24 protein-coding genes are annotated in these 24717 nt (G+C 58.3%); 7 read left to right on the top strand and 17 right to left on the bottom strand.

Features of this window, described 5'->3' with window-relative positions; genetic code table 11:
- Positions 1-224 precede the first annotated feature (224 nt).
- The 6 genes from HUW52_RS11610 to galE form a co-directional block, all read right to left on the bottom strand.
- Positions 225-2303 (bottom strand): YjbH domain-containing protein, encoded by a 2079-nt coding sequence (locus HUW52_RS11610; RefSeq protein ID WP_175553694.1) that lies wholly within the window; start codon positions 2301-2303, stop codon positions 225-227.
- Entirely contained in the window at positions 2300-3058 is a 759-nt protein-coding gene (locus HUW52_RS11605) for a capsule biosynthesis GfcC family protein (RefSeq protein ID WP_175553693.1), read from the bottom strand. The genes HUW52_RS11610 and HUW52_RS11605 overlap by 4 nt, the downstream gene beginning before the upstream one ends.
- Positions 3058-3723, bottom strand: a complete 666-nt coding sequence (locus tag HUW52_RS11600; RefSeq protein ID WP_175553692.1) for a YjbF family lipoprotein — start codon at positions 3721-3723, stop codon at positions 3058-3060. The genes HUW52_RS11605 and HUW52_RS11600 overlap by 1 nt, the downstream gene beginning before the upstream one ends.
- Positions 3724-3734: 11 nt before the next feature.
- The gene (locus tag HUW52_RS11595; protein WP_052178248.1) at positions 3735-4796 is read right to left on the bottom strand and encodes a polysaccharide biosynthesis/export family protein; all 1062 of its coding nucleotides are present in this window, start codon (positions 4794-4796) and stop codon (positions 3735-3737) included.
- Positions 4797-4940: 144 nt separating this feature from the next.
- Entirely contained in the window at positions 4941-5177 is a 237-nt protein-coding gene (locus HUW52_RS11590; protein ID WP_007910552.1) for a hypothetical protein, read from the bottom strand.
- Between the two features lie 230 nt (positions 5178-5407).
- Entirely contained in the window at positions 5408-6424 is a 1017-nt protein-coding gene (galE, locus tag HUW52_RS11585; RefSeq protein WP_175553691.1) for a UDP-glucose 4-epimerase GalE, read from the bottom strand.
- A gap of 390 nt (positions 6425-6814) precedes the next feature.
- Here galE and galU point away from each other — a divergent pair, with 390 nt between their 5' ends.
- Both galU and HUW52_RS11575 read left to right on the top strand, forming a co-directional pair.
- Entirely contained in the window at positions 6815-7648 is an 834-nt protein-coding gene (gene galU, locus HUW52_RS11580; protein ID WP_007910549.1) for a UTP--glucose-1-phosphate uridylyltransferase GalU, read from the top strand.
- 47 nt (positions 7649-7695) lie between these two features.
- Complete coding sequence (locus HUW52_RS11575; protein WP_016985644.1) at positions 7696-8109, top strand: mannose-1-phosphate guanylyltransferase; 414 nt, start codon at positions 7696-7698, stop codon at positions 8107-8109.
- Positions 8110-8223: 114 nt separating this feature from the next.
- Here HUW52_RS11575 and HUW52_RS11570 read toward each other — a convergent pair whose 3' ends face one another.
- The 8 genes from HUW52_RS11570 to HUW52_RS11535 form a co-directional block, all read right to left on the bottom strand.
- Positions 8224-9354 carry a GDSL-type esterase/lipase family protein gene (locus HUW52_RS11570; RefSeq protein ID WP_175553690.1) on the bottom strand — a complete coding sequence of 377 codons (1131 nt, stop codon included), beginning with the start codon at positions 9352-9354 and terminating at the stop codon, positions 8224-8226.
- Between the two features lie 217 nt (positions 9355-9571).
- Positions 9572-10618 (bottom strand): acyltransferase family protein, encoded by a 1047-nt coding sequence (locus tag HUW52_RS11565; RefSeq protein ID WP_175553689.1) that lies wholly within the window; start codon positions 10616-10618, stop codon positions 9572-9574.
- 12 nt (positions 10619-10630) lie between these two features.
- Positions 10631-11734: a hypothetical protein gene (locus HUW52_RS11560; RefSeq protein ID WP_016986717.1), complete on the bottom strand. Its 1104-nt coding sequence runs from the start codon at positions 11732-11734 to the stop codon at positions 10631-10633.
- The gene (locus HUW52_RS11555) at positions 11725-12957 is read right to left on the bottom strand and encodes a phosphoribosylaminoimidazole carboxylase (RefSeq protein ID WP_175553688.1); all 1233 of its coding nucleotides are present in this window, start codon (positions 12955-12957) and stop codon (positions 11725-11727) included. The genes HUW52_RS11560 and HUW52_RS11555 overlap by 10 nt, the downstream gene beginning before the upstream one ends.
- On the bottom strand, positions 12954-14066 hold the full coding sequence (locus tag HUW52_RS11550) for a polysaccharide pyruvyl transferase family protein (protein WP_016986719.1): 1113 nt from the start codon (positions 14064-14066) through the stop codon (positions 12954-12956). The genes HUW52_RS11555 and HUW52_RS11550 overlap by 4 nt, the downstream gene beginning before the upstream one ends.
- 15 nt (positions 14067-14081) lie before the next feature.
- The gene (locus HUW52_RS11545; RefSeq protein ID WP_175553687.1) at positions 14082-15164 is read right to left on the bottom strand and encodes a glycosyltransferase; all 1083 of its coding nucleotides are present in this window, start codon (positions 15162-15164) and stop codon (positions 14082-14084) included.
- A 40-nt stretch (positions 15165-15204) separates the two neighbouring features.
- Positions 15205-17433 carry a polysaccharide biosynthesis tyrosine autokinase gene (locus tag HUW52_RS11540; protein ID WP_175553686.1) on the bottom strand — a complete coding sequence of 743 codons (2229 nt, stop codon included), beginning with the start codon at positions 17431-17433 and terminating at the stop codon, positions 15205-15207.
- A 39-nt stretch (positions 17434-17472) separates the two neighbouring features.
- On the bottom strand, positions 17473-17913 hold the full coding sequence (locus HUW52_RS11535) for a low molecular weight protein-tyrosine-phosphatase (RefSeq protein WP_064117874.1): 441 nt from the start codon (positions 17911-17913) through the stop codon (positions 17473-17475).
- Positions 17914-18206: 293 nt separating this feature from the next.
- On the opposite strand from HUW52_RS11535, the gene HUW52_RS11530 reads away from it, so the two are divergent.
- Complete coding sequence (locus HUW52_RS11530; RefSeq protein WP_175553685.1) at positions 18207-19163, top strand: cellulase family glycosylhydrolase; 957 nt, start codon at positions 18207-18209, stop codon at positions 19161-19163.
- A 202-nt stretch (positions 19164-19365) separates the two neighbouring features.
- Positions 19366-20292: a transaldolase gene (gene tal, locus HUW52_RS11525; protein WP_007910528.1), complete on the top strand. Its 927-nt coding sequence runs from the start codon at positions 19366-19368 to the stop codon at positions 20290-20292.
- Between the two features lie 198 nt (positions 20293-20490).
- Here the strand turns inward: tal and rssC are convergent, their stop codons facing one another.
- Entirely contained in the window at positions 20491-20973 is a 483-nt protein-coding gene (rssC, locus tag HUW52_RS11520) for an anti-sigma factor antagonist RssC (protein ID WP_003226553.1), read from the bottom strand.
- Positions 20973-22154, bottom strand: a complete 1182-nt coding sequence (rssB, locus tag HUW52_RS11515; RefSeq protein ID WP_016986724.1) for a two-component system response regulator RssB — start codon at positions 22152-22154, stop codon at positions 20973-20975. The genes rssC and rssB overlap by 1 nt, the downstream gene beginning before the upstream one ends.
- Positions 22155-22429: 275 nt before the next feature.
- Between rssB and HUW52_RS11510 the strand changes: the two genes are divergently transcribed.
- Positions 22430-22729: a PilZ domain-containing protein gene (locus tag HUW52_RS11510; protein WP_016986725.1), complete on the top strand. Its 300-nt coding sequence runs from the start codon at positions 22430-22432 to the stop codon at positions 22727-22729.
- 52 nt (positions 22730-22781) lie between these two features.
- On the opposite strand, the gene HUW52_RS11505 is transcribed toward HUW52_RS11510, so the two are convergent.
- On the bottom strand, positions 22782-23471 hold the full coding sequence (locus tag HUW52_RS11505; protein WP_064117869.1) for a VacJ family lipoprotein: 690 nt from the start codon (positions 23469-23471) through the stop codon (positions 22782-22784).
- Between the two features lie 198 nt (positions 23472-23669).
- Between HUW52_RS11505 and HUW52_RS11500 the strand changes: the two genes are divergently transcribed.
- On the top strand, positions 23670-24290 hold the full coding sequence (locus HUW52_RS11500; RefSeq protein ID WP_175553684.1) for an HAD family phosphatase: 621 nt from the start codon (positions 23670-23672) through the stop codon (positions 24288-24290).
- A gap of 108 nt (positions 24291-24398) precedes the next feature.
- Positions 24399-24662, top strand: a complete 264-nt coding sequence (locus HUW52_RS11495) for a DUF4404 family protein (protein WP_007910520.1) — start codon at positions 24399-24401, stop codon at positions 24660-24662.
- Positions 24663-24717: the final 55 nt, after the last annotated feature.

The raw sequence follows: 24717 nt of genomic DNA, 5'->3' as shown, positions 1-24717 counted from the left end.
GAGCCTGCTCGCGATGGCGGTGGGTCAGGCAACAGGGATGTCGACTGGCTCACTCCTACAGGGGATTTGTGGTTGGCTTGGGATTTGTGGTGTGACAAATAGCCAATGTAGGCCTTCGCCTGCTCGCGATGGCGGTGGGTCAGGCAACGGGGATGTCGACTGGTCGAACGCTATCGCGAGCAGGCTCACTCCTACAGGTTTTCGGGTGTTCGGGAGATCCGCGGTTACTCCGTGATCTTCTCGAAATTCCGATAAAACATGTCCCCTTCCCGGCTATCGGTCATCGAGTGCAGTTGGTAGCTGCGACTCAGTCGCGCGCCACCGTCACGGGTCAGCGGGGCCCAGACCAGGTTGGCGCGGCGCATGGTCGACATGCTCATCATTTCGTCGAACGGGATCGACAGGTAGATGCCTTTGTCGAAACTACCTTCGCCATATTCGGCACTGCCCGCCGTGGTGATCGTCGCCCACGCGCCAAAACGCACGCCATTGAAAAACTCGCGCGAGATGTCCAGCGTGCCGCCCCAGTCTCCGGCCAGATAACGCCCGACGCTCACCGCCGCCAACGTATCGAACGGCAGATCGGTATACGCCGTGACATGCCCGGTCACCACCGAGTAATCACGCAGCGCAAAGCCTTGATCGAAATCACGCTGACGCACCCAGTTCAGATCCGCCCCCACCGACCAGCGCTCACCGGTCGGGCGGAACAACACTTCACCGCCGACACCGGCAAACATCGACTCCAGATAACCGCCATACACCATGCCATACCAGTCTTTATCCAACTGCTCGGCATGGCTGACCTGGAACAACGGCATGGTGGTGTTGGACGTGGTCAGGTACTGACGCAAATCCGTGCGCACACGCGGCAAACCGCTCGGCGCGTCGTAGCTGAATTTATCGAAGTTGTTGGCCAGGTTGGCGCTGAGCAACCCGCTCCACCAAGTGTTGCGGTTGAAGCGGTATTCAGCGTCGGCATCGGCACTCAATTGATAGAGCAAACCATCCGGACCGCCGACGTTCTGCTTGAAGCCCAACCCCACGCCATAGCTGAAATGCTGCGGCGCTTCGGTGTAGAGGGTCTTCTCGTTGTGCGGCATCGCCGGGTTGATCTCGGTGGTGCGGTGCAGCGACTCCAGTGGCTCTTCGTTGTTGATCACTTCGCGGAAGGTCTGGCGCGGCAAACTGGTTTCTTCCAGCGGCAAGTCGTAGCGCTTGTTGACCACGGTGAACCAGTCGATGTCGTCGTTAACGCTGTTGTCAAGAATCCGGCTCGCCCGCCCGACAGCCTTGGAGGAATGGAAGTAACGCTGCTGCTCGCCGTAGACGATCAGCTCGGAATCACGCTGGGTGATGCGCTCGACCTTGTAGCCGGCATTCTGCTGCAAACGCTGCGAGACGTTGGCCCAGTTGACCTGATCCATCGCCGTGGTCGGCGCCTTCGCCGGCAGCGGTTCCGGGGTCGGATCGTAAGTCTTCGCCGGCGCTTTGCGGCTGACAAAATTGGTGTGGAAAGTCACGCCGAACATCGCCGTATTACCGCGCTCCCACGCCGCGCTGACATCGACCGAATCGGTGACTTTGAACACCGCGCCAAGGTTGATCGGCGAGTCCTGCTTGATCTCGTTGTCCTTCGGCTCGTGCTTGTAGTCGTTGCCTTCGAATTCGAGTTTCAGGCTGAGGCGATCCCACGGCGTCTGATAGCTCACGCCACCGAAGAACGACGGCCGGCCACGAAAGTACGAACCCGAGTTGACGTCACCGGTGCCTTCGAGGGCCGGCCGGGTATCGAAGCGATCGCTGACGTAGCCCAACGGGTTATCGATATCGCCGCGATTACCGAGGTAACCCCAGGCGATCCCGGCGCTGAAATCGAAGTTGTCGTAGCGCTTGTTGGCGACGAAAAATTCACTGGAGAACAAACCCGTACCACCGATATCTCGGAAGCCCAGCGCCACGTCTGGCAGCCAGTGGCTTTCCTGCCACAGCCGGACTTTGACGTCGACCGCCTTGTCCTTATAGCTTTGACTACCGCTGAGGGCCTCCGAGCCGTACGGCCGGTTGGTGATCGCGGTGTAGCGAAACGAGCCTTCGAGCCAGTCCAGCGGCTGCAACGAAACGCTGTAGCGACTGTACGGATCGGTGCGGTTGGCGTTGACGCTCAACTCGCCGGCCGGGGCCATACGCGCGGTCGGCGTCTGCAACAGACCGGTGCCACCGAAGTCATTCTGGGTAATGCGCGGCTCAGCATGGGCCAGACCGCAAGGCAATAACAACACAGCTGCAAAACGTAACTTCAACGAACCACCTCGGCCAGCTGCGTGGCAATGAATTCGGCCAACTGCTGATTCAGTTCAGGAAGAGGCGGATCAAGATCATCATTTTTCACCGGCACCAGAATCTTGCTGCCAGCCACCGGAAACTGCCCGGACTCACGATTCCAGTGGGCGATGCCGACGCGCCGCGACACGCCGTTGGGCTGGATCAGCCACAGGTAATCGGCTTCGGCATCGGCCAGAATCGAACAGCCTTGCAGGTATTCACGGGCCTCCTGCAACGGCTGATACGGCAAGTGGCACGGCTCGGCGACCGCGCCCAACACTTGCACCTCGTCGACGCGCTTCGGATAAACCAGGCGATCACCGTCATCGAGACGAATGTTGCGCGCGAAGCCGACTTCCAGCGCTACCGGATCGAGATCGGCGATCTGCCGTCCGGTCACCGGCATCTGCCGCACTTCTTCGGCAATGCGCTGCGCCAGTGCCGCACGACTCGGCCGGTCGAACAGCATCGACATGCGTTGCAGCACATCCAGATCAAACAGCACACCGACCTTGAGCCGCGTCTGCTCCTCAATCAGCGACTGCCGCAACAACCCGCCCGCCAGCCAATAACCTTCGGCATTCGGCACGGCTTCGCTGATCACATCGAGCAAGCGCCCGCCGGCTGGTAACGCGACCGGCCCGGGATTGGCGACATCGCCCGACACCGTGACGGCCGCCTGACTCACACTCGCGACCAGCATCAGGCTCGCCGCTAACATTTTCAGGCGCATCACGGCAGGTGCCTGCGATCAGGGGTGAGCTGCACAAACTTGACGCGCAACTGCGTCGTCAGTTGCTGCTCGCTCTGCAAGATGAAGCCGTCACGCGGGTCGACCCAGTAACGATTGGTCGCGCTCAGGCCAATGGCCGGGGCGTCAATTTGCTCATCGACACGCAGCACGGTGTATTCCTTGTCGAGAATCTGCAGGGTCTGTTCGGAGCGGCGCGAGAAGCGGCTGTTGACGATCACCCCGACTTCCTGACCCTTGTAGAGGTCGATCCAGCGCCGCGTGGTGAAACCGTCCGCGACGTGATGCAGGCCTTGCTTGAACGGCGAGTCATCGGCCAGCCGCGTGCCATCGAGATCGCCTTCCAGGCCCAGGCCAATGGTGCGCACGGCGAGGCCATTGCGCAGCAGCAGAACCTGTTTACCGGAGGCGACCCAGAACTGCAGGTCTTCGCGCTCGCGCACCAGCGCCAGCACCCCGGAGCCGGACGGCGTGGTCAGTTTCAGTTGCGGGTAGTTGACCCCGGCCACTTCGGCCGCCGACACGTCGACTTCATCCGGGCCGACGACTGCCGCTTTAAGGTTATTCAACGAAGCGCTCATCAGCGGGTTACAGCCGCACAGCAACGAGGCCGCCATCAGGCACAGGCCAACTTTCAAAATATTCAAAGTCGGCGACCTTATTTGCTGTTGTTACTGTATTCGCTCCAGTTCTTCGCAGCGGAAGCGCCAGTGCCGACAATCGATGCCGACGGCACCAATTGGCTGATCAGACGGTTCCAGCGAGTCACGTTGGCAGGCCCGACATACACCACGTCCTGAGGACGGACTTCGAAGTGCGAGGCGAGCGCCATGGCGGTCGGCGATTCGGCTTCCAGCTGGTAGATCTTGGCCGGTTCGACATCGAGGTTTTCCACGCCACGAATGACATAGACGGCGTTGCCATTGGAGGTGGTCTGGGCCAGGCCACCGACCGAACCGAGCACGTCGGTGAGGTTCATCGTCGCGGTCTTGAAACTCAGTGCTCGCGGTTGGTTGACCTCGCCCATCACGTAGATGCGCTTGTTGTCGTTGTACGGCAGATACAGCTGATCACCGCCCTTGAGGTAGACGTTCTGCAACTCGGAATCCTGCTGATTGAGCGAGTCGAGATTGAGCGGATAGGTGCGCCCCTTGCGCGTCAGCAACAGCCCGGACAAATCGGCGTTGTTGGTGTCGATGCCGGCCGAGCCAAGGGCTTCGACCACGCTCAGCGGGTTGGTGGAAATCGCTTGCGGACCGGCCTTGGTTACCGCGCCGGTGACCACGACTTTCTGGCTGGCGAAACGCAACACCGCGACATCCACCTGCGGCTCGGCGATGAATGCCGACAGCCGCTGTTCAATGTCCGAGCGCAGTTGCTGGATGGTCCGGCCGGTGGCCTGGACTTCCTTGATGAACGGGTAGTAGAGCGTGCCGTCGGAACGCACCAGTCGGCCGTTGGCATCGATCTGTTGTTGCGCGCCGGACGGGGCCGTCAGCTCGGGGTGATCCCATACGGTGATGTACAGAACATCGTTGTTGCCGATGCGGTATTCGGCCGGGGTCGCCAACAGCTCCGGCGGCAGCGACTCACGCTTTTGCGTGGCGCGGTTCATGGCGATCAGCTTGGGCGTGATCGGAATCAGCTCGACCCGGCTGCTTTCGCTGGCACCCTGGCGGGTGATGTCACTGGTGCTGAGGTATTGACCGGGGGAAAACATGCAACCTTGCAAAGCGAGACTTGCCAACATTAAAAGATAAACACTACGAGTCATAATGGCACTACGCTATTCAAGGGCGAATCCAAAAACAAAGTCACCCGACTTGCGTCGGGCGACCTTGTACTGCACTAACAGAACTTCCTGTTAGTTATGCGTGCCGGTTGTACCGGTGGTACCCGTCGTACCGGTGGTACCGCCGTTGGCACTGCCACCGCTGTTAGACGCCGCTACAGCACTGGCAACCATTGCAGTACTGGCTGCGGGCGCTTGAGAAGCCGCCACGTTGCCACCTACATTGGTTACCGCTGTCAGCGGTGCTTCAGCGGCGGCAGCCCAGTTGCTCAACATCGTCAACAGGGCAACTGCCATCACTTTTTTCATATCAACTCCTTTCTAACATTCGACCTGTTATAAAACTGGCCTGAGTTAGCGGTGGTGAGTTCAAGTCCGCAAAAAGCGCGAACAAGATCCGTTGTTCTTTCACAGTCTTACCCAACTGATAAAAGTCGAACGGCAGGTTTATATCTACGGACTTGCAAAAGGCATTGCCAGTGTAATTTCCCGACGTTATCTAACAAGCTGACTGAAAATAACATTGGACTAAATGGCCATCATCGCAAGTAGCCTTTGGGATGGTTCGATTGCCAGCGCCAAGTGTCAGTGACCATGTCCTGCAAGTTGCGCGTGGCTTTCCAGCCAAGTTCCTTCGCAGCCTTGGAAGCGTCGGCCCAACTCTCGGCGATATCCCCGGAGCGACGCGGCATCATCCGGTATGGCACCGGTTGCCCGCAGGCCTGTTCGAAGGCGTGCAGCACTTGCAGCACGCTGTAGCCGTCGCCAGTGCCGAGGTTCCAGGTATGAATGCCGGTGCGTTCGGAAATGGACTGCAGCGCCTTCAAATGCCCGTCCGCCAAATCGACGACGTGGATGTAATCGCGCACGCCGGTGCCGTCGACCGTCGGGTAATCGTTACCGAAGATCGACAGCTCTTGCAGGCTGCCGACCGCGACCTGGCTGATGTAAGGCACCAGATTATTCGGGATGCCGTTGGGGTCTTCGCCCATATCGCCGCTATGGTGGGCGCCGATCGGGTTGAAGTAGCGCAGCAAGGCGATGCTCCAGCGCGGCTCGGCCAGGCTCAGATCACGCAGGACATTCTCGACGATGAGCTTGGACTGGCCGTAGGGATTGGTCGGATTGCCGGTGGGAAAATCCTCGCGGATCGGCATCTGCTCAGGCTCGCCGTACACCGTGGCCGACGAGCTGAACACCAGCCGGAACACCCCCGCCGCCGCCATTGCCTGGCACAGATTGATGCTGCCGCTGACGTTGGTTTCGTAGTACTCCAACGGCTTGCGCACGCTCTCGCCGACCGCTTTCAGGCCGGCAAAATGCAGCACCGCTTCGATGTTGTGCTCGCGGAAAATCCGGTCGAGCAGTGCCCGGTCACAGACATCGCCGCGGATCATCCAGGCACTCTTGCCGCAAATGCCCTCAACGGCGTGCAACGCGGCTTCACTGCTGTTGCAAAGATTATCCAATACAACAACTTCATAACCTGCTTCAAGCAATGCAAGTGTGGTATGCGAGCCGATATAGCCGGCACCACCCGTTACCAGAATCTTCATAGTGCTATCCGTCTTTGGATGAGTGACAAGTAGCGTGTCAAGCCTGATTTATTGAAGATGTGTCACAATCCACACAAACAGGCGACAACAACCGAAAACAAAACTAGTTCAATGACTGGCAATAAATATTTTTGCAGGTCACACTGTATTGCTTGGTACTTATTAGCACTCCCTGTGCACTCATCACTATCAACAGATACCGACTAAAAATAACTAATAACGCACTTACCGACATCTCATAACATTGTCGTGTTTTACCGTCACTCGCATTTGCCATTAATAACCTGACTCAGGTATTAAAGTAAGCCTTCAATCCAACATTGAACTTGCACGCCCTTTATTAGTGCGCGCATCTGTCGCCTGTGTTCCATGACTGTCCAGGATACTTTTATGATTCGTAAATGTTTGTTCCCCGCTGCCGGCTATGGCACGCGTTTCCTGCCGGCGACCAAAGCCATGCCGAAAGAGATGCTGCCGATCGTCAACAAGCCGTTGATCGAGTACGCCGTCGAAGAAGCGCGGGACGCCGGTCTGCAACACATGGCCATCGTCACCGGTCGCGGCAAGCGTGCACTGGAAGACCATTTCGACATCAGTTACGAACTCGAACACCAGATCCGCGGTACCGAGAAAGAGAAGTTCCTCGCCGGCACCCGCGAGCTGATCGACACCTGCACCTTCTCCTACACCCGTCAGGTGGAAATGAAAGGTCTGGGCCACGCGATTCTCAGCGGTCGTCCGCTGATCGGCGACGAACCCTTCGCCGTGGTGCTGGCTGATGACCTGTGCCTGAACCTCGAAGGTGACGGCGTGCTCACCCAGATGATTGAGCTGTACAAGAAATTCCGCTGCTCGATCGTCGCCATCCAGGAAGTCCCGGCCGACCAGACCCACAAGTACGGGGTGATTGCCGGCGAGCTGATGTCCGACGGCATTTACCGGGTCAACAACATGGTGGAAAAACCGGCCCCGCAAGATGCGCCGTCGAACCTGGCGATCATTGGCCGCTACATCCTCACCCCGGACATTTTCGACCTGATCGCCGACACCCAACCGGGCAAGGGCGGCGAGATCCAGATCACTGACGCGCTGATGAAACAGGCGCAGAACGGTTGCGTGCTGGCCTACAAGTTCAAAGGTCTGCGCTTTGACTGCGGTGACGCCGAGGGTTACTTGCAGGCAACCAATTTCTGCTACGAAAACGTTTACCTCAAGGGCCGCTGAGACGGCTCCAAAACCCCACGCCCACTCTTCATTTCAGGCAGGCCACCATGAACATTGCACAACATTCCGTAGAGATTGAACGCGAGGTGGGTAACCTCGGGGTGATGAGCTGGTTGTCCCGACATCAGCCGTTGCCCAGCGCCAACGAGTCCTGGCTGGGCACGATTCTGCTGGTGGAGCGGATTGGTGTGTTTCCGGCGTCCGGTGATATCCGCCGGCCGCTGCGCGATCCCTATCCGCTGCTCGCACATTTGAAAAAGCTGTATGGCGAGCAGGCGCTGGAAATGGATGACCAGGATGGTCTGAAGGTGATCTTCAGCGACTGGCGTTTTCGCGTGCGGATTTGCTGCAACGACCCGGCGATCATCATCAACGTTGAGACACGGTGCGATACGCGGCTGATGCCGCAGAAGATTGCGGAATTGCTCGAGCAGGTCGACGCCTTCACGCAAGACGTCTAATGCCTGACACATCCCCAATGTAGGAGCTGCCGAAGGCTGCGATCTTTTGATCTTGATCTTAAAAAAAGATCAAAAGATCGCAGCCTTCGGCAGCTCCTACAGTGGGTCTGGTGGTTATTTCGGGAGGGTGTCGCAACGGTCCTTGGCGCCCATGATCCAGCCATAAAAGTAATCAGCAATCACCTTCCCGCCCGTGGCCGGCACCGGGTGAATCTTGTCCGGGCCAATCATCGCCGCCGCGTAGCGTTTGACGTCAGGGCCGAACGCACATTGCAGGTTGGCGTACCCCAGATGCTGCTCCCGCGCCCAAGGCTCAAGCACCTGCGCATACGCCGACATCGGATACGCACTGGAGCGCGTGGTGTCCTGGCGCATGATCAGGTTGATACTCGCCTGCGGTTGAATCTCGCGCAGCATGCCCACCAGCCCCTGAACATTCTGCAGATACTGCGCTGGCTTCACGCCAAAACCCTGATCGTTACCGCCGAGCATGATCAAGTAAACATCAGCGGGGATCTTCGACACGGCAGCTTTCCACTGCACTTGCCATTGCGGGTCCTTGTGATAGAAGTCCGCAGAGGCCGCGCCGGAGGCCGCCAGTTTCGAGACTCGCACGCCGTTCTGATCGTTGCGCATCCACAGCCCGAACAAGGTCGGCGCGCCCTTCACCACTTCCAGTTTGAAGGACCAGTCTTTCGCTGCAGACAGACCTGCCAATGGCACTTCCTGAACCCCGGCGCCTGTTAGCGTCATCGGCTGCCAATCTTCTGAAGGTGACCAGCGGTAACGGATCTCAGAGGATTCGCCAGTGCCGAGGTAAAGCAGTTTCGCCTGCGTGACAGCGGTATCGATGCGCGGCGAAGGACTCGCATCCACTTGCAACCATGCACCGGGACGGCCTGTCACCGTGCGACTGTCCGGACTCGCCTGGCCCAGGTCTGAAACCTTCCAGTCGCCGCCAAAGTACTTGTCACTGCTGCGGGTGTATTTGAAATGCGTGCCGCCCAGCGCCGCGCCGTGGTTGAAACCGACGTAACCCGGGCCGGCAAACCCCACCTCCCCGGCCACGCGCTGCACCAGTTTGTTCAGGTAGAAATCCTGCCCGGCGCTGTAGCTGTCGCCGATCACCGAGACCGACAACACCTTGCCGGCCTTGCCTTCACGCCACTGCGCGAATCGCTCGCGGGCGTCGCCCACCTGAACCACCGACGCTGCGACGGGTTGCGCGTCATCTACTGCCAACATGCAAATTTCCTTCAGTCTGGAATGGCCCACTGAATGCTTGGGTGTCCAGAGATCAACTGTAGGCCTTCGCCTGCTCGCGATAGCGGTCTATCCAATACAAATGCATTGACTGACACAACGCTATCGCGAGCAGGCGAAGGCCTACATTTATCGCGGTCATCCGCTAAATCTGTGTACACCAAGAAAATTTGTGGGAGCGAGCTTGCTCGCGAAGCTTTTAGCTGTTTTGCGTCTGCACCACAGGGACGATGGGCGCCACCGGTTTCTTCTTCGCCACGCGCTCGCCGAGGAACAGCACCGAAGTGAAATTGAACCGACTGAAAACCATCGACAACACCACCGGCCCCAGCAAGCCAAAGCTCAACCCACCGAGCACCAGCAGGCTTTCATCCTTCACCCCCAACCGCCCCAGCACAAATCGCGACGTCGCTGCGAACAACACATGAAACAGGAAAATCGCATAGGAATAACCGCCCAACCAGGTCAGCGCCTTCGAACGCATGTCACTCGACAGCAACGCGATACAAGACACACAACCCACGGTCAGACCGATCAGACTGCGACGATCAACAATCAACTCACGATCAATCGCCGCGACGTACAGCAGCGTCAGCGAAATCAACACAAACACCAACGGCCCGATCACCTTGAAGCGCTGTTTCAACGCGTCGACGTTCTCCTGGCCAATCATCCCCGCCACGAAAAACGGCAGCAGGTAAATCGCGCCGTTGATCCCGAACGCATCGAACTTGAACGGTGGCAGCAAAAACAACAGCGCGGCAAACGCAAACAACCCATACAACCGCGTCGCCGAACGCAACATCCCGCGCCACTCCAGCAGCCCGACGAACATGAAAATGATGAACACCGCCTGCAAGAACCAGAAGTGGTTAACCGGCACCCAGAACGACAACAACGCGTCAATCACGCCGACGTCCTTGTTCACCCCCGGCCCGACAGCCTGCAACACCGAGAACGGCACGCCGACGCAAAACAGCGGCACGATCAAGCGCCGCACCTTGCCGCTGAAGAACGCGGAAAAGTCATTGCCACGGATTTTGTAGATCGAATAGATGTACCCGGAAATAAACGTGAACAACGGCATGCGCACGTACACCATCGAATCGGCGATCACCCGGAACGGCGAGCCGATGTCGATCTTCAACCCGCCACCCAGCGGGCCGATGACGTGATAGAGCACCAGCAACAGGCACGCCAGACCCCGCAGGGTTTCAATCTCCAGGGACTTTTTCTTGCTCGACATAAAGCACCTGCCTCAATTCAGAATTCTTGATTCAACCTGCACCGGTTTGTTCGCCCGCAGCATCAAGCCCAGGCCGACGAACAACACCGGCACCACCATCGAGAAGTGCCGGGCGAAGGAGCCGAAGTCCGGCTCGAACAGACCTTGCACCAGCAGAAACGCCAGCGGGATAGCGATCAGTTCCTTGGGTTTGGTCTGGATCGGCGCGCCTTTGTAATCGGTCGAGGTGATGACTTTGAACAGCAGCAACGCAGTCATGATCATCAACGCGACGAAGATCACCTGCCCCGGACCCGACAGCAGAATCAGCTCTACCGGGAACGACAAGCGAAAGAAGATGATCATCGAGTCCAGCGCCTGCGAAACGAAGTCGCTGCCGCTGAGCCACGATACGATCAACGATTTCGAACCCTCCTCGCCTGCCGTGCGCAGTTCGTTGTTGCTGGCGCGAATCGACGACACCGGGAAGCCCAGTGCGAGCTGAATCGACATGGCTACCGCCAGGTAGAACAGAAACAACATCAGGAAGAAGGTCGTGCGCGACACGTACTTTTTCATCACACAGACGCCGACCCACGACAGCGAAAACAAAATCCAGTAGGGCCGGATCAGCACGCCGTAGATCACTGCCGAGAGAAAGAATCCGCCGCGATATTTGCGCGTCAGCGAGCTGAGCAGAATGCTCAACACCGCCACTGACACAATGATTTCCTTGGTCAGGTTCTCCAGGAAGAACGAGCGCACAATCCCCCACAGACACAGGGTGCCGAAGATCGCCAACGGCATGCGCCGAAACACCACCACCGGGATCGCCGTGAGGAAAAAATTACAGAACATGCCGTAGGCCCAGGCATTGGTCAGGTTGATCCCGGTGGGCCGCAGCAGGAACGCCGAACACTCGTAGGAGGAGCGATCGGGCGAGAACGGGTTCCAGAAATTGCAGTTGTCGGCACGGGCGTAGGAGGACCACAAGGTCATCGCATCGGGGCCCGGATCACGGGGGATCAGCAGCGGCATCGCCACCGAGAGAAACAGCCCGGTGAAGAGGATCAGGAACGAGACATACGAATCGAGTCGCTTGCCGCGAAACTCGATGCACGGCAGTTTCAGGCCCATGACAACGCAGCCTTTTTCGCACCGGTTGCGCGGGTCAGCACGGCAATCACCACGAGCTGCACGATGATCGCGAAGACGTTGCCCCACGCCGCGCCGTAGATCGAATAGTGCTTGATCAACAGATAGCTGACCGGCACCGAAATCAACAAGCAAATGGCAGCGCTTGCCAGTGACACCCGACTGTTTTTCGAGGCAATCAGACCGCCCCAGACGATGTCGCCAATCGCGCGCAAAGCGAAGGAGAAAATCAGTACGCCGAGGATTGCATTGTCCGGACGCGGCACGCTGGTGGCGACGTAATCGAGCACCACGTTGAAAAACACATAGATCGCCACCGCTACCGCCGCCGACACCAGCAGCGAGCGCATCACCCACTTGTTAACGAACAACTGCTTGACCGTGAACGCCTGTTGCTCAGCCTGAAAACGCTTGGCCAGCACCGGAATCCCGACCACCGCGACCACCGCGTACGACAACGCCTGCAAAGTGTTCGCCGCCGACCACGCGTACACGTATTTACCGAGGCTGGCGTAGGGCTCAAGGTCGATGATCAGAAAGCGTTCGGCGTACTGACTCAGCGCGATCAGCCCAGTGCCGAGGTAGAACGGCAAGCCGGCCTTCCACACCGTGGCCGTGGCCAACGTGCCGGCGACTCGTCCCTTGTGCACGTTCACCACGATCAGGTAACCGGCGATGATCACCAGCACGTTGGCGGCGACCCACAGCCACAACACACTGGCGATTCCCGCGACCCAACCGAGCATCATCCCGCCTACCGCCAACACCGCCCACAGGCCGGTCTTGATGAAAAACAGCAACGCGCCCGCCGTGGCTTTCTGCGCGGAAAACACGAACGAGTTGATCTCGAACGACAGGTGTTCAGTGAGCAACACCAGCGTCACACAAAGGATCAGCGCGGCACCCGCTTCAACTGTCTGGAACAGTGAATAGATCAGCACTGTCGCTACCGACAACAACAGCCCCACCGCCAGATACAGCAGCAGGACTTTGTCGACCACCCGGCGCGAACTGCCGCCAACGCTGATCAACCGATTGATCTCGGAACTGAAACCGACGCTGTAAAACTTCGACGCAATCAGCGACGCTGCGACCACCACGCCGTAAAAACCCAGCGCCTCATACCCGAGGTAATTGGTGATCGCCAACACCAGCAAAAACTTCGCGCCCAAGGCTCCGCCGCGAAGCAGCAGCCGAGATATCATCGAATGACACCCTTGATGATGTCGTCCATGGCCACGGTTTTCGCTTCGATTTCACGGCAAGTGTCGGTCAGGCGCTTGCCGAAATTCGACAACGCATTCGGCGCGTAGACCGTGTCGATGATGGTGTCGACATTGATGTCGCCGCCGTTGATCACCCAGTCGTCCACGCCCATGTCCTGATAGGCGCCGAAGCCTTTGCGCTCGTAGCTGATGTGGTACGCCGGCACGCCGGAAAGCAGCGATTCGATGGCGCCGTGCAGACGCACGGAAATCACCAGGTCCGGTTGGTATTTGGCAATCGTCGCTTTCAACGACAACAAGTCTTCGGTGATGCCCAGTTCGCGATAGAACGCACCGTCATCGTTACCGCGCACCGCGCTCTGTACCGCACAGACGACTTTGCTTTTGTTCTTCAGGCGCTGCAGCAGCAACTTCAAGTTGGCCACGTAAGCGACCTTCTTTTCCTTGCTCCACTCCGGCGGCTTGCGCAGCACCACGCAGACCGTGGCTGGCGACGACGCGCAGCGGGTGAACTTCGCTTGCTGAAGGATTTTGCTCGCCAGCGACTGCACCGCCAGATCCGGTGCGCGGTAGACGTTGGCGCAGGCATCGAAAATCGCCGAAGAGCGATTGTCGCGCACGAACACCGCGTCGGCGCTGGCGTAGTGCTCGACGATCTTGCTGCTCTCGCCATGGAACGGGCCGATGCTTTGCGGCAGGTACACCGACGGCACTTTGCTGAGGATCGCGGTTTCCAGTTGCTTGGCGTGGCCGAGTTTCAGCTTGATGTGTTCGAAGGCGCTTTTCGAGCGCATGTAGCCGCCACCAACACCGACGATCAGATCGGTTTTCTTCAACAGATCCGCCAGCCCGGCGTAGGACTGATTGAGAAACACCGCTTGCTTGACCCGACCCAAACCCTTGGCCGCCATCACCGGCGCATCGAAACGCGGGTGCGGCAGATAGCTGAAAGAGTCCGGATCGGACGCCACCACACTGATCGCGGTGTCTTCGCCAAAGTTGCGTTGCACCAGGGCGATGGCCAGATCGACGAGCAGGCCGTCACCGGAGTTGGACGCACTGTAGCCATGCAAAATCGTTACGTTCATATGCTTGAGTTCTACTTAAAAAGTGGGAGCGCGGTACAAGTCGTAGGTCTGGCGAATCATCAACGCGGCGCTGAAACGCTCGCGGACGATGCTCCGTCCTTGGTTGCCGAGATCGAGCAGGCGAGGCTTCTGGATAATCGTCAGCACATCGGCCAGCGCCTGGTGATCACCGGACGGAAAGACGTAGCCAGACACTTCGTTGGTGACCAGTTCAGGCAGTGACGTGCAATTGCTGGCGATTACCGGCAAGCCCATGGCCATGCCTTCCAGCGGCACCATGGCGAAACCTTCCCAGCGGCTCGGCACGATCAGCGCATCGGATTGTTGATACAGCGCCTGCACTTCGCTCGGGGTGACCCAAGGCAGGTACTCGACGCCGTCCATCGGTGGGCACTCGACCGCGTCCTCGTTGACGGCACTGCCGACCACGGTCAGCTTCATGTCGCTGCGCTGCACCTTGGCGTAAGCCTTGAGCAGCACATCGAAGCCCTTTTGATAGTCGAGGCGGCCAACGAACAGCAGCTGAATCGGCTCGTTGCCAACCGCTTTCTGTGCGTCTTCCTTGCGATGAATGCCGTTGTAGATCAGCGTCATGCGCTTGCGCTCGATACCGAAGCGCGCGGCTTTGTCGAGTTCGTACTGGCTGACGCAAATGATCACGTCGGTGACTTTCTGCAGCACCCGCTCGATCCACGCATAGACTTTCTGCTTGGTCGGCGAGCTTTCCATCAAGAATGAAAACGCGTGCGGGCAGTAGACGATTTTCGGCTTGCGCCACGGTCGCAGCAGCACACACACGCACCGGCCGATGACTCCGGAAAAGGTGCTGTGCAAATGCACCACATCGGGTTTTTCCTTGAGCATCACCTGGGTCAGACGCCAGGCAAAACGCAGCAGCGACGGCACGTTGCGCCCGGTGCGGGGAAAGGTGCGGATCTGCTGCGCGCCGATGCCGTGCAACTCTTTGGCCTGATCCTCCGGAACCAGATACACCAGCTCGTAGTTTGCCGCATCACCTTCCGGCGAGGCCGAAATCGTCCGGATCACCGTCGCGACGCCACCTTTGATCGTCTCTGCCACGTGCAGTATTTTTTTCACAAATCACCCACTTCAAAGAGGAAAAAACAGTCGCTGACAGTCAGGATTTGTCGGACGCGTATTCGTAGTTGTAATAGCCGTAGCCGCCATTGCCGTAGTAGCTGGCCGCGCGCTTCTCAACGCCGTTGAACACCGCGCCTTTCAACTCGATACCGTTCTGCGCGAAGCGGCGAATGGTCAGTTCGATCTCTTTGGCCGGGTTCACCCCGAAGCGCGTAACGATCAGGCTGATCCCCGCTTCTCGGCCGACAATCGCGGCATCGGTCACCGCCAGCAGCGGCGGCGTATCGATGATCACCAGGTCGTAGCGCTCGCTCAGTTCCGCCAGCAGCTCGCGGAAGTTGGCGTGCATCAACAGCTCGGACGGATTCGGTGGCACCTGACCGCGACTGATGAAGTGCAGGTTGTCGACTTCGATTTTGTTGATCGCCTGATCGATGCTGCAGCGCTTGACCAGCAGATCGGACAAGCCGTTGGTGATCGGCGTGTTGAGGGTTTTGTGCAGATGACCTTTGCGCATGTCGGCATCGATCAGCACCACGCGCTGGCCGCTCAGGGCCATGACCGCCGCGAGGTTGGACGAGACGAAGGTCTTGCCCACTTGCGGGCTCGGCCCGGAAATCATGATGCGGTTGTTGGTCGAATCGAGCCCGGCGAAATGCAGGCAGGTACGCAGACTGCGGATCGATTCGATCGACAGATCCGTCGGGTTACGCAGGGCCAACAGGTACGCCGGCTTGTCGACGCCGTCGCGGGCGCGGCCTTTTTTGTTGTCTTCTTCATCCTGCAAGGCGCTGTACGGAATCGACGCGTACACCGGCAAGCCGAGTTGCTCGATAGCTTCCGGGCCTTCGAGGCCACGGCTCAAGGATTTGCGCAGCAGCACCAGCGCTACACCAACGAAGGCACCGAGGAATGTGGCGATGATAACGATCAGCGCTTTTTTCGGTTTGACCGGGCTGGTCAGGTCGACATCCGCCGCATCGACCAGACGCACATTACCGACGGCGCCGGCGCGGACGATGTCCAGCTCCTGGGATTTGTTCAGCAACTGCGTGTAGATCTGCGAGGCCACTTCGACATCGCGGGTCAGGTTGAGCAGCTCTTGTTGCGTGGCAGGCAGATCGCCGACTTTGCCTTCCAGCGACTTCTGTTGCTGGGTCAATTCGCCGATCTGGCTCATCAACGCGCGATAGGCCGGGTGCTGTTTGGTGAACTTGCGGTCCATCTCCGCTTGCTGCATTTTCAGCTCGGAAATCCGCGTTTCCAGCGCCACCGACTGACCGAGCACCGACTGGGTTTCCAGCGAGATGTTCACGGTTTTGCCGTGAGTCTGATAGGCGTTCAGCGCATCGCTGGCCTTGGCCAGATCACGCTTGACCTGCGGCAGCTGGCTTTGCAGGAAAGCCAGACTTTGCGCCGCTTCCGCCGAGGTGCGGCGCACGTTCTGATCGACGTAAAGCGCGGCGATCTTGTTGAGGATCTTCACTGCCTCAGCGGCGTCGCTGCTGGCCAGCGCCAGTTTGATAATCCCCGATTCCTTGCCCTGCTCGGAGATATCCAGCGCGTCCTGATAGCCTTGAATAGTCACGATTCGCGGGTTGCGCACCACTTCGAAACGCGTACCGGGATTCGCCAGCAACTGGGTGATCTGCCCTTCTACACCGTCCTGCGCGAACGCTTCGCCGGCGATGCCTTCGACCAGCAGGTTGTCGTTGTCATCGAGTAACTGGAAGTGCTTCTGCTCACCGGCGATCAGGGTGAGCTTCTTGCCCAACAGTTCTTTCGGCAGATTGAGCCGGGCAAACTCCAGACGCTCGCCGCCCCAGGCGTAACTGTTCAGGCCGAAACGCGGCGCAGCAACGCTGGTTTCGGTCTCACCGCGATAACGCCGGGCGAGAAAGCCGCCAATCATCGGGAAGGTGTTGGGGGTGACATCGATGTCCAGACGCAGGTCGTCGACGGTTTTGCCGATCACCGCGCGGGATTTGATGATGCCGATTTCGGTCACCGACGGCGATTGCCCACCGAGCATGCTGTTGAGGTCGGAGAAGCCGAGCATGTCGTTCTTCTTCGGCTCGACCTGCACCAGCGCATTGGCCAGGTACACGGGCGTGGCCAACACTGCGTAGGCCACGCCGGTGACCATGAAGGCGCCGGTGAGCGCGCCGATCAACCATTTCTGGTCGATCAAACTGCCGAATATGCCGAGAAGATCAATACTGTCTTGATCATTGTCGCGGGTGCCGATGACGGACGGTAACTGCATAAGTCTGTTCTTACCATTCATTGATCTGAAGAATATTCATCAACGCGCGAGGCGTTGTGCCCATGAGCTGACAGCATCTTCAATCAATGCATGGGCATGAATAAAAGCGGCCTTGCCTTGACGATACGGATCTTGTATTTCGCGCTCGCTCTGCCACTTGCCGAGCAGAAATACTTTGCCCCTCGCATGAGAGGCAATCTTCAATACTTGATTAACATGCTGTTTTTCCATGACCAGAATCAGGTCTGATTCATTGACGATGTCGGCGGTCAATTGCCGTGCCGTGAAGCCTTCGGCGCTATGCCCATGGTCTTCGAGCACCTGCCGTGCGGAAGCTTCAACGCCCTCGCCCACCCGCGCCGACAGGCCTGCGGAGGAAACGGTGATCGCTGAAGGCGCTAGCGCGTTGCGCAGCATCAGTTCTGCCGTCGGACTTCGGCATATGTTGCCCACGCAAACAACAAGGATCTTTCTGAACAAGGTTTTACTTTCCTGTGTAATGTCAAACGGCCAACATCCCGAGAGCAATTGAATGAACCCTCAAGATCTTCCTGCACTCAGAAATAGATTCGCCCTGTTAGTACTGGAGCATTAAGTACCACAGCGTCTAAAAGTCCCCCAACCACAATTAACGGACTAAAAATAACTGTGATTTTCGGCTGTTTTATTTCCGACAAAAAATAACATTCGCGCACTAAGTGCCATCATCTTGTTCGAAAACCGAGTAACGAGATCAATATTCGTAGTTGTCACTTCTCTTCGGGAGAGCAGACATGAAATCAACACATCTCAAACAACTCGGCGCACTGGCGCTGACAGTGCTGAGTGCAACGACTCAGGTGCACGCCAGCGAAACGTTTCCCAACCTTCCGGCCAAGAACATCGGTGTGCAGGTGAAGATTCAGAACTTCTCCGCCGCTGACGCCGCACAGATCAAATCGGCAGGCTTCGGTTTTGTCCGCTTCGGTGTGTGGAGCGACAGCCTGACGGCCAAGGCTTATCAGAAACAGGTCAGCGATGCCTTCGCGGCGGCCCAGTCTGCGGGCTTGCCGGTGTTGCTGACGGTCCGCGCGATCAAGGCGTTGCCCGCGACATCGAGCGCCGAGCTAATCACTGCCGGTGAACGCTTCGGCAACGCCGTGACCGGGCTGCAACAGTCATACGGCAAGCAACTGGTGGCGATCGAGCTATGGAATGAACCAGACCTGGAAACCTACTGGCCGACGCGCAATTTCGACACAACGTTTGTGCCGTTCATGAGCGGCGTGTGCAAGGCGCTGCAGGATCAACCGCCATCAACGCCGGTGATCGGCTACGGCTTCGCCCGGCCGCCAAGCGCCGGTTCTGCCTCAACCGTGGCGCTTAATCGTATTGTCAGCGAATACCCGAAATGCCTGAGCGCGGTGTCCTATCACCCCTACGGCATGACGGCCACGCAGATCAGCAACGCGCAAAACTTTATTCAGCAGAACTTCCACCTGCCGGGGGTCATCAGTGAATGGGGCATCTCGGCGCTCGCCTCCAATGGCGGGCCTGAAGGGCAAGCGAGCAAGATCAACGCGTTTATTGGCGATGTTAAAAAGCTCAATATTCCGCTGACCTCCATTTACGAATGGAAGAACAGTGATTCGGGCAGTAACGACCGCGAGAAGAACTTCGGCCTGCTGACCTCTGACGGCCAGCCGAAACCGGCGCGCATGTCGGTTGAAGCCTTGTTGAACGCCGAGTAGTCCGTGCGCAACCGACCTGCACGCAGGTCGGTTGCTTTGAACCTGTTGGCCATTTTGGCATCGTATTCATCGATAACCCGCCCCACCTTTCAAACAATCGTTTTCAGGTTGTTGCCGCAGGGGCCATCGATACACGTACCCGCCCTTGAGTGGCTGTCAGCGCTCGGGTAATGTCATCAGACCCATAGGACAGAGCACGCCCATGACTTCCAAGCTGGAACAACTCAAACAATTCACCACCGTTGTTGCCGACACCGGCGACTTCGAAGCGATCGCCCGAGTCAAACCGGTCGACGCCACCACCAACCCTTCCCTGCTGCTCAAAGCTGCGGCCATTCCCGCTTATGCCGAATTGCTGAACGCTTGCGTCAGCGACTGCAAAGGCGATGTGGGCTTGGCGAGCGACCGCTTCGGCGTTGCGGTGGGTCAGGAAATTCTCAAAGTGATTCCGGGCCGCATCTCCACCGAAGTGGATGCGCGGCTGTCGTTCGACAAGGATGCCGTGCTGAAACGCGCGCATCGCTTGATCGAGCTGTACGACAAGGCCGGCATTGGCCGTGATCGCGTACTGATCAAGATCGCCTCGACCTGGGAAGGCATTCGCGCCGCCGAAGTGCTGGAGAAGGAAGGCATCCAGACCAACCTGACCCTGCTGTTTTCCTTCGCACAGGCCGCCGCTTGCGCCGACGCTGGCGTGTTCCTGATTTCGCCATTCGTGGGCCGCATCTACGACTGGTACAAGAAGGCCAACGGCAACGACTACACCGGTGCCGATGATCCGGGCGTACAGTCGGTCACCCGCATCTACAACTACTACAAGTCCAATGACTACAAGACCGTGGTCATGGGCGCGAGCTTCCGTAACCTCAATCAGATCGAGCAACTGGCCGGCTGTGACCGTCTGACCATCAGCCCGGACCTGATCGATAAGCTGGCAGCCGACACCGGCAAGCTGGAGCGCAAACTGGCCCCGGGCAACGCCGGTGAAGCCCGTCTGAGCCTCAACGAAGCGCAATTCCGCTGGTTGTCCAACGAAGACGCAATGGCCACCGAGAAACTGGCCGAGGGCATCCGTCAGTTTGCTCGCGACCAGGAGAAGCTTGAGGCGTTGTTGCAGGCCAAGCTTTGATTTGAGTGGGTGAAATGCAAAAAGGGCGAACCTGTGAGGGTTCGCCCTTTTTTGTGGGTGCTGGATAATTCCAGTGTTCTTGCGAGAGCTATCGCGAGCAGGCTCACTCCCACAAGGGGATTGGTGATCGACACTGATCCAGTGTGGGAGCGAGCTTGCTCGCGAAGGGGCCAGCCCAGACAACATCACTTCATGAGATCAATGCCGCTCGAGGGCATTCACCAGATCATGGAACGCTTCACGATTGGAGTCGTTGAGGCCCATGAGGATCTTGTGCGCTTCGAGCACCTTGATCCGTACCACTTCTTCCGACTGGTCCTGATCTGGCAGGTCGTCCAGGCACTCCGGGCATGGCACCGGGTGGTTGACGATGTTGAACACCTGCTCGAACCCCATCGACTGCAGCAGACGGGTGATGTCTTCGTGGGTGGTGACGACAGTCGGCAGCAGGCCGACCTTCTGCCGCGACAGGATCGACAGTTTGGCCAGCAGGCCCAACGTCGTGCTGTCGATGCTGCGGGTTTCGGTCAAATCGATCACGATCGCGTTGAAATTCAGCGCGGTGAAGATTTTCTCAATAGTCGCATCCAACGCCGAACACAGGGTCAGGCGAACTTCACCGACGAATTTCAGGACGAAAGTGCCGTCCTGCTCGGCGAACTGGATTCTACCGGTACTCATTAAAGATTCCTGCTCAACACCAACAGGGCGATATCATCCGGCATCTCCCCTAGCGTGGCCAATCCAAACACTTGCCGCAGACCATCCAGGCTGCCGCCCGCCGACTTCACCCGTTGAGGCAAAGCGGCTTCTTTTTCCTTGAGCGTAGGTTCTGGCAAAAGATCCAGAATGCCATCCGACATCAGCGTCAGGCTGAACGTCGGCGGCAGCTCAAGCACGTGATCTTCGTAGGTGGCTTCATTGAAGAGGCCCACCGGCAGACCACGCCCTTCGAGATAACGAACACTGTCAGGCGTGTACAACACAGGCAACGGCAGATGGCCGCCGATGCTATAGGTCAACAAACCGGTCTCCTCGTCGATGACTCCACCGACCATTGTGACGTGTTTACCCAGCTTACAACTGATCAGCCCCCGGTTGATATGACCAAGGACTTCCGAAGGCTTGAATTCCGGCAAGGTGCCGTTGCGCTTGGATTCGAACAGCAAGCGTGTGGTCATGAACTTCAGCAGCACGGTGACGAAGGCTGAAGAGGCGCCATGACCGGATACATCCGCCAGATAAAACGCGACCCGGCGCTCGTCGACACGGAAATAGTCGACAAAATCACCCGACAGGTACAACGACGGGATGATCTGGTGGGCAAACTTGAACTCGTCGATGCTCCACGGGCTTTCCGGCAGCATGTTCATCTGCACCTGGCGACCGGCGTTCTGGTCTTCCTGGAGCAGGTTCAGGCTGGCCTCGAGCTCGCGGTTGGCCTTTTCCAGCTTCTCGCGGTAGCGCTGGTTTTCCAGCAGCAGGCGCGCACGATCCAGGGCCCGGCGCACAGAGTGCTCGAGCACAGCCAGATCTTCGAGAGGCTTGATCAGGTAATCCGCCGCGCCCAGGCGCAAAGCCTCGACCGCGTCGTTCATCACGCCGGCACCCGACACCACGATCACTGGCGTCTGCGGCGACCGCTCGGTGACCTGACGGATCAGTTCGAGACCGCCCATCTGCGGCATGCGCAGATCGCAGATGACCAGGTCGGGCGTGTCTTGCTCGAATACCTGAAGACCCTGTTGGCCATTGCTGGCCTGCAGGACGCTGAAACCACTGTCTTCCAAATAGGCCGCGAGGCTCGCGCGCACTACTTCGTCATCATCGATTATCAGCAGCGTGGCACTGGTTTTTGGCATGTGGGCAAACGGCGCCAGAATTAGGTTGGCGTAGTTGGCGAGGCATTTGGCCCTGCGCAGACTACTGGATTCGCTTTCTAGCCTCTCTGCTGCACCGCTTTCGAGCATTGGCTGCAAACGCGGTTACACCAGAGGTGCCCTTCTAAGGCGCAGACGGTACTCCCATCCGCAGAGCGTTTCAAGCATGCGCCGATGGTCGCTTGACGACTTTACTTGTCAAATCACCGAGAGTTATAAGAACAGCTCAAACCGTAACCCAATGGAAGGACGAAGCCATGAGTCAAACCGGTCGGGACTACAGCGAAAAGCGCGATTTCATCCGCATGCGGGTCGATGCCGATGTCGTGTTGATTCATGAAGGGGATGAGGTTTCAGGCGTTTGCATCGACCTCTCCAGCAGTGGCATGCAGGTCGAAGCGCCGCGCCAGTTCGCAGTCGGCGACCGTTTGAGCGTGCGTATCGACTCCGATCACGCCGCACTCAGCGGCCTTGAGGCCGACACTGAAGTAGTCTGGATCAGACCGCAGGATGGTGGCGGTCAGAAGCTCGGCCTGACCATCCTGAAGATGAAATAGCTACACACAAAAAAGGCGACCCTGAGGTCGCCTTTGTTTTTACCGGTCGAGATTAAAAATCGTCTTCGACCTGGCCATCCTTCACCTTGAACTCGCGGTTCTGCAAGTAGGCATTGCGGATGAAGGTGTACTTGTCGCCACTGATCAGCTTCTCGCTCGACAGCAGGCTGGCGCGGGTGTCGACGATGTTCAGACCAAAGATCGAGTTACGCACCGGCACATCGTTGATGTAGCGATACATACCGGTGTAGCTGTCGACGTACTTCGAAGGCGCATCACGCAAGGTGCTTGGGCCCATCAGCGGCAGCATCACGTACGGACCACTGCCCACGCCCCAGTAACCAAGAGTCTGACCGAAGTCTTCATCACTGCGATTCAAGCCCATCTTGGTGCCGACATCGAAGAAACCGAGCAGACCGAAGGTGGTGTTGAAAATCAGGCGGGCGGTGTCGACACCTGCAGCAGCCGGTTTGGCCTGCAGGATGTTGTTGGCAAGGTTGGTGACGTCACCGACGTTGCGGAACATGTTGTGGATGCCGTCTTCGAGGAACTGCGGCGTAACGAACTCATAGCCCTGCGCCAGTGGCTTCAGCGCGTAAGTGTCAACAAAGTCGTTGAACTGGAAAATCGGGCGGTTGACGCTTTCCCAAGGGTCTTCTTCCGTTGCGGCCTGAGTGGCGAACGGCGCCAGCAACAGGCCGGCACATACACTTAGCTGAGCGAGCGGATAGCTCCAGCGCATAGAAAAACTCCTTGGATGTGTACTGTCGCGGACATCGGGGCCCGGGCATTAAGGCCGCTAGTATAAGCGCAAAAGCCCGTTTGGGCAGTCGGCCAATTGTGCAAAGTTGTAGGACGCCTCCCACGCCGCGTTTCACATAGCCGTCACGCAACTGTCACCTGGAATGACTAGCCTTAACGCTATTTCAGGGACGCTGCCATGACTCACGCCGAAACCTTGCCCGTCGCCGCGTCCAGCCTGACGGCCGTACTGTTTGGACTCAGCGGTTGTCTGGTGGATTTCGGTGCTCGCGCCCGCCAACAGGCGATCGCCCTGCCCGAGTATGCCGAAGCCACACCGGGCGCGCTCGACAGTCTGCACAATTTGCAGCGCCAGCAGATTCCCTGCGCTTGGCTGGATGAACTGCCCCCTGCCCTCGCCCAATCGTTGTCGGCCTCACTGCCGGCGTCGATCAAACCTGCGCAACATTCGGCAACACTCAATCCGTGGCCTGCGCCAAATGCCTGCTGGCAAGCCTTGATGGACTTGAACGTCGCCAGTCTGGACGGTTGCGTGCTGGTCAGCGGTGAGCCGCGTCTGCTGCAGGCCGGCCTGAATGCCGGGCTGTGGACCATCGGCCTCGCTTCCTGCGGTTCGCTGTGCGGCTTGGCGCCGGAGGAATGGCAAGCCTTGAGCCAGAAAGAACGCGAACAACGGCGTGGCAAGGCCACTGTGAAGTTATTCGGCCTGGGCGTGCACTCGGTGATCGATCATCTGGGCGAACTCGACACCTGCCTCGCCGACATCAACCTGCGCCGCCTCAAAGGCGAAAAGCCCTGATCGGGATCATGCAGGTTTGCCGGGAGTGGATTAATCTAAAGGTCAGCCATAGACCTTTGGCGCGCGGCTGCGGTCAATGCCAGTGCCTATTGATAAAAGGAAAACACCATGCCCGCCCAAGAACTGCAAAAACAGCTCGATACCCTGCGCGAGCAGCTGGAGCAGAATCCGCCGCTGTCGGAAGCCGAGCGTGAGGATTTGCATGCGCTGATGGCGCAGATCGAATCCGAAATTCAACTGGAGACTGCCACACAAGACGCCAGCATCGCTGACGGCGTCAATCTGGCGGTTGATCGCTTCGAACTCGAACACCCGGCGATTGCCGGCACCCTGCGCAATATCGTCAACGCGCTGGGCAGCATGGGGATCTGACTCCCCCCGAAACGCAAAAAGCCCTGCCATCACTGGCAGGGCTTTTTCATTTCAA

The organism is Pseudomonas sp. 43A, from assembly GCF_013363935.1.
Lineage (GTDB): Bacteria > Pseudomonadota > Gammaproteobacteria > Pseudomonadales > Pseudomonadaceae > Aquipseudomonas > Aquipseudomonas crudilactis.
Note: the sequence above shows the minus strand (reverse complement) of the source record. Positions and strands in the feature narration are given on the sequence as shown.

Coding starts and splice junctions, on each gene's coding strand:
- HUW52_RS11560 (WP_016986717.1), bottom strand. CDS start 11,734: ATGGGCCTGAAACTGCCGTGCATCGAGTTTCGCGGCAAGCGACTCGAT.
- HUW52_RS11605 (WP_175553693.1), bottom strand. CDS start 3,058: ATGCGCCTGAAAATGTTAGCGGCGAGCCTGATGCTGGTCGCGAGTGTG.
- HUW52_RS11530 (WP_175553685.1), top strand. CDS start 18,207: ATGAAATCAACACATCTCAAACAACTCGGCGCACTGGCGCTGACAGTG.
- HUW52_RS11495 (WP_007910520.1), top strand. CDS start 24,399: ATGCCCGCCCAAGAACTGCAAAAACAGCTCGATACCCTGCGCGAGCAG.
- rssC (WP_003226553.1), bottom strand. CDS start 20,973: ATGAGTACCGGTAGAATCCAGTTCGCCGAGCAGGACGGCACTTTCGTC.
- HUW52_RS11555 (WP_175553688.1), bottom strand. CDS start 12,957: ATGATATCTCGGCTGCTGCTTCGCGGCGGAGCCTTGGGCGCGAAGTTT.
- HUW52_RS11505 (WP_064117869.1), bottom strand. CDS start 23,471: ATGCGCTGGAGCTATCCGCTCGCTCAGCTAAGTGTATGTGCCGGCCTG.
- HUW52_RS11500 (WP_175553684.1), top strand. CDS start 23,670: ATGACTCACGCCGAAACCTTGCCCGTCGCCGCGTCCAGCCTGACGGCC.
- HUW52_RS11510 (WP_016986725.1), top strand. CDS start 22,430: ATGAGTCAAACCGGTCGGGACTACAGCGAAAAGCGCGATTTCATCCGC.
- galE (WP_175553691.1), bottom strand. CDS start 6,424: ATGAAGATTCTGGTAACGGGTGGTGCCGGCTATATCGGCTCGCATACC.
- HUW52_RS11540 (WP_175553686.1), bottom strand. CDS start 17,433: ATGCAGTTACCGTCCGTCATCGGCACCCGCGACAATGATCAAGACAGT.
- galU (WP_007910549.1), top strand. CDS start 6,815: ATGATTCGTAAATGTTTGTTCCCCGCTGCCGGCTATGGCACGCGTTTC.
- HUW52_RS11575 (WP_016985644.1), top strand. CDS start 7,696: ATGAACATTGCACAACATTCCGTAGAGATTGAACGCGAGGTGGGTAAC.
- HUW52_RS11570 (WP_175553690.1), bottom strand. CDS start 9,354: ATGTTGGCAGTAGATGACGCGCAACCCGTCGCAGCGTCGGTGGTTCAG.
- HUW52_RS11595 (WP_052178248.1), bottom strand. CDS start 4,796: ATGTTTTCCCCCGGTCAATACCTCAGCACCAGTGACATCACCCGCCAG.
- HUW52_RS11550 (WP_016986719.1), bottom strand. CDS start 14,066: ATGAACGTAACGATTTTGCATGGCTACAGTGCGTCCAACTCCGGTGAC.
- rssB (WP_016986724.1), bottom strand. CDS start 22,154: ATGCCAAAAACCAGTGCCACGCTGCTGATAATCGATGATGACGAAGTA.
- tal (WP_007910528.1), top strand. CDS start 19,366: ATGACTTCCAAGCTGGAACAACTCAAACAATTCACCACCGTTGTTGCC.
- HUW52_RS11565 (WP_175553689.1), bottom strand. CDS start 10,618: ATGTCGAGCAAGAAAAAGTCCCTGGAGATTGAAACCCTGCGGGGTCTG.
- HUW52_RS11590 (WP_007910552.1), bottom strand. CDS start 5,177: ATGAAAAAAGTGATGGCAGTTGCCCTGTTGACGATGTTGAGCAACTGG.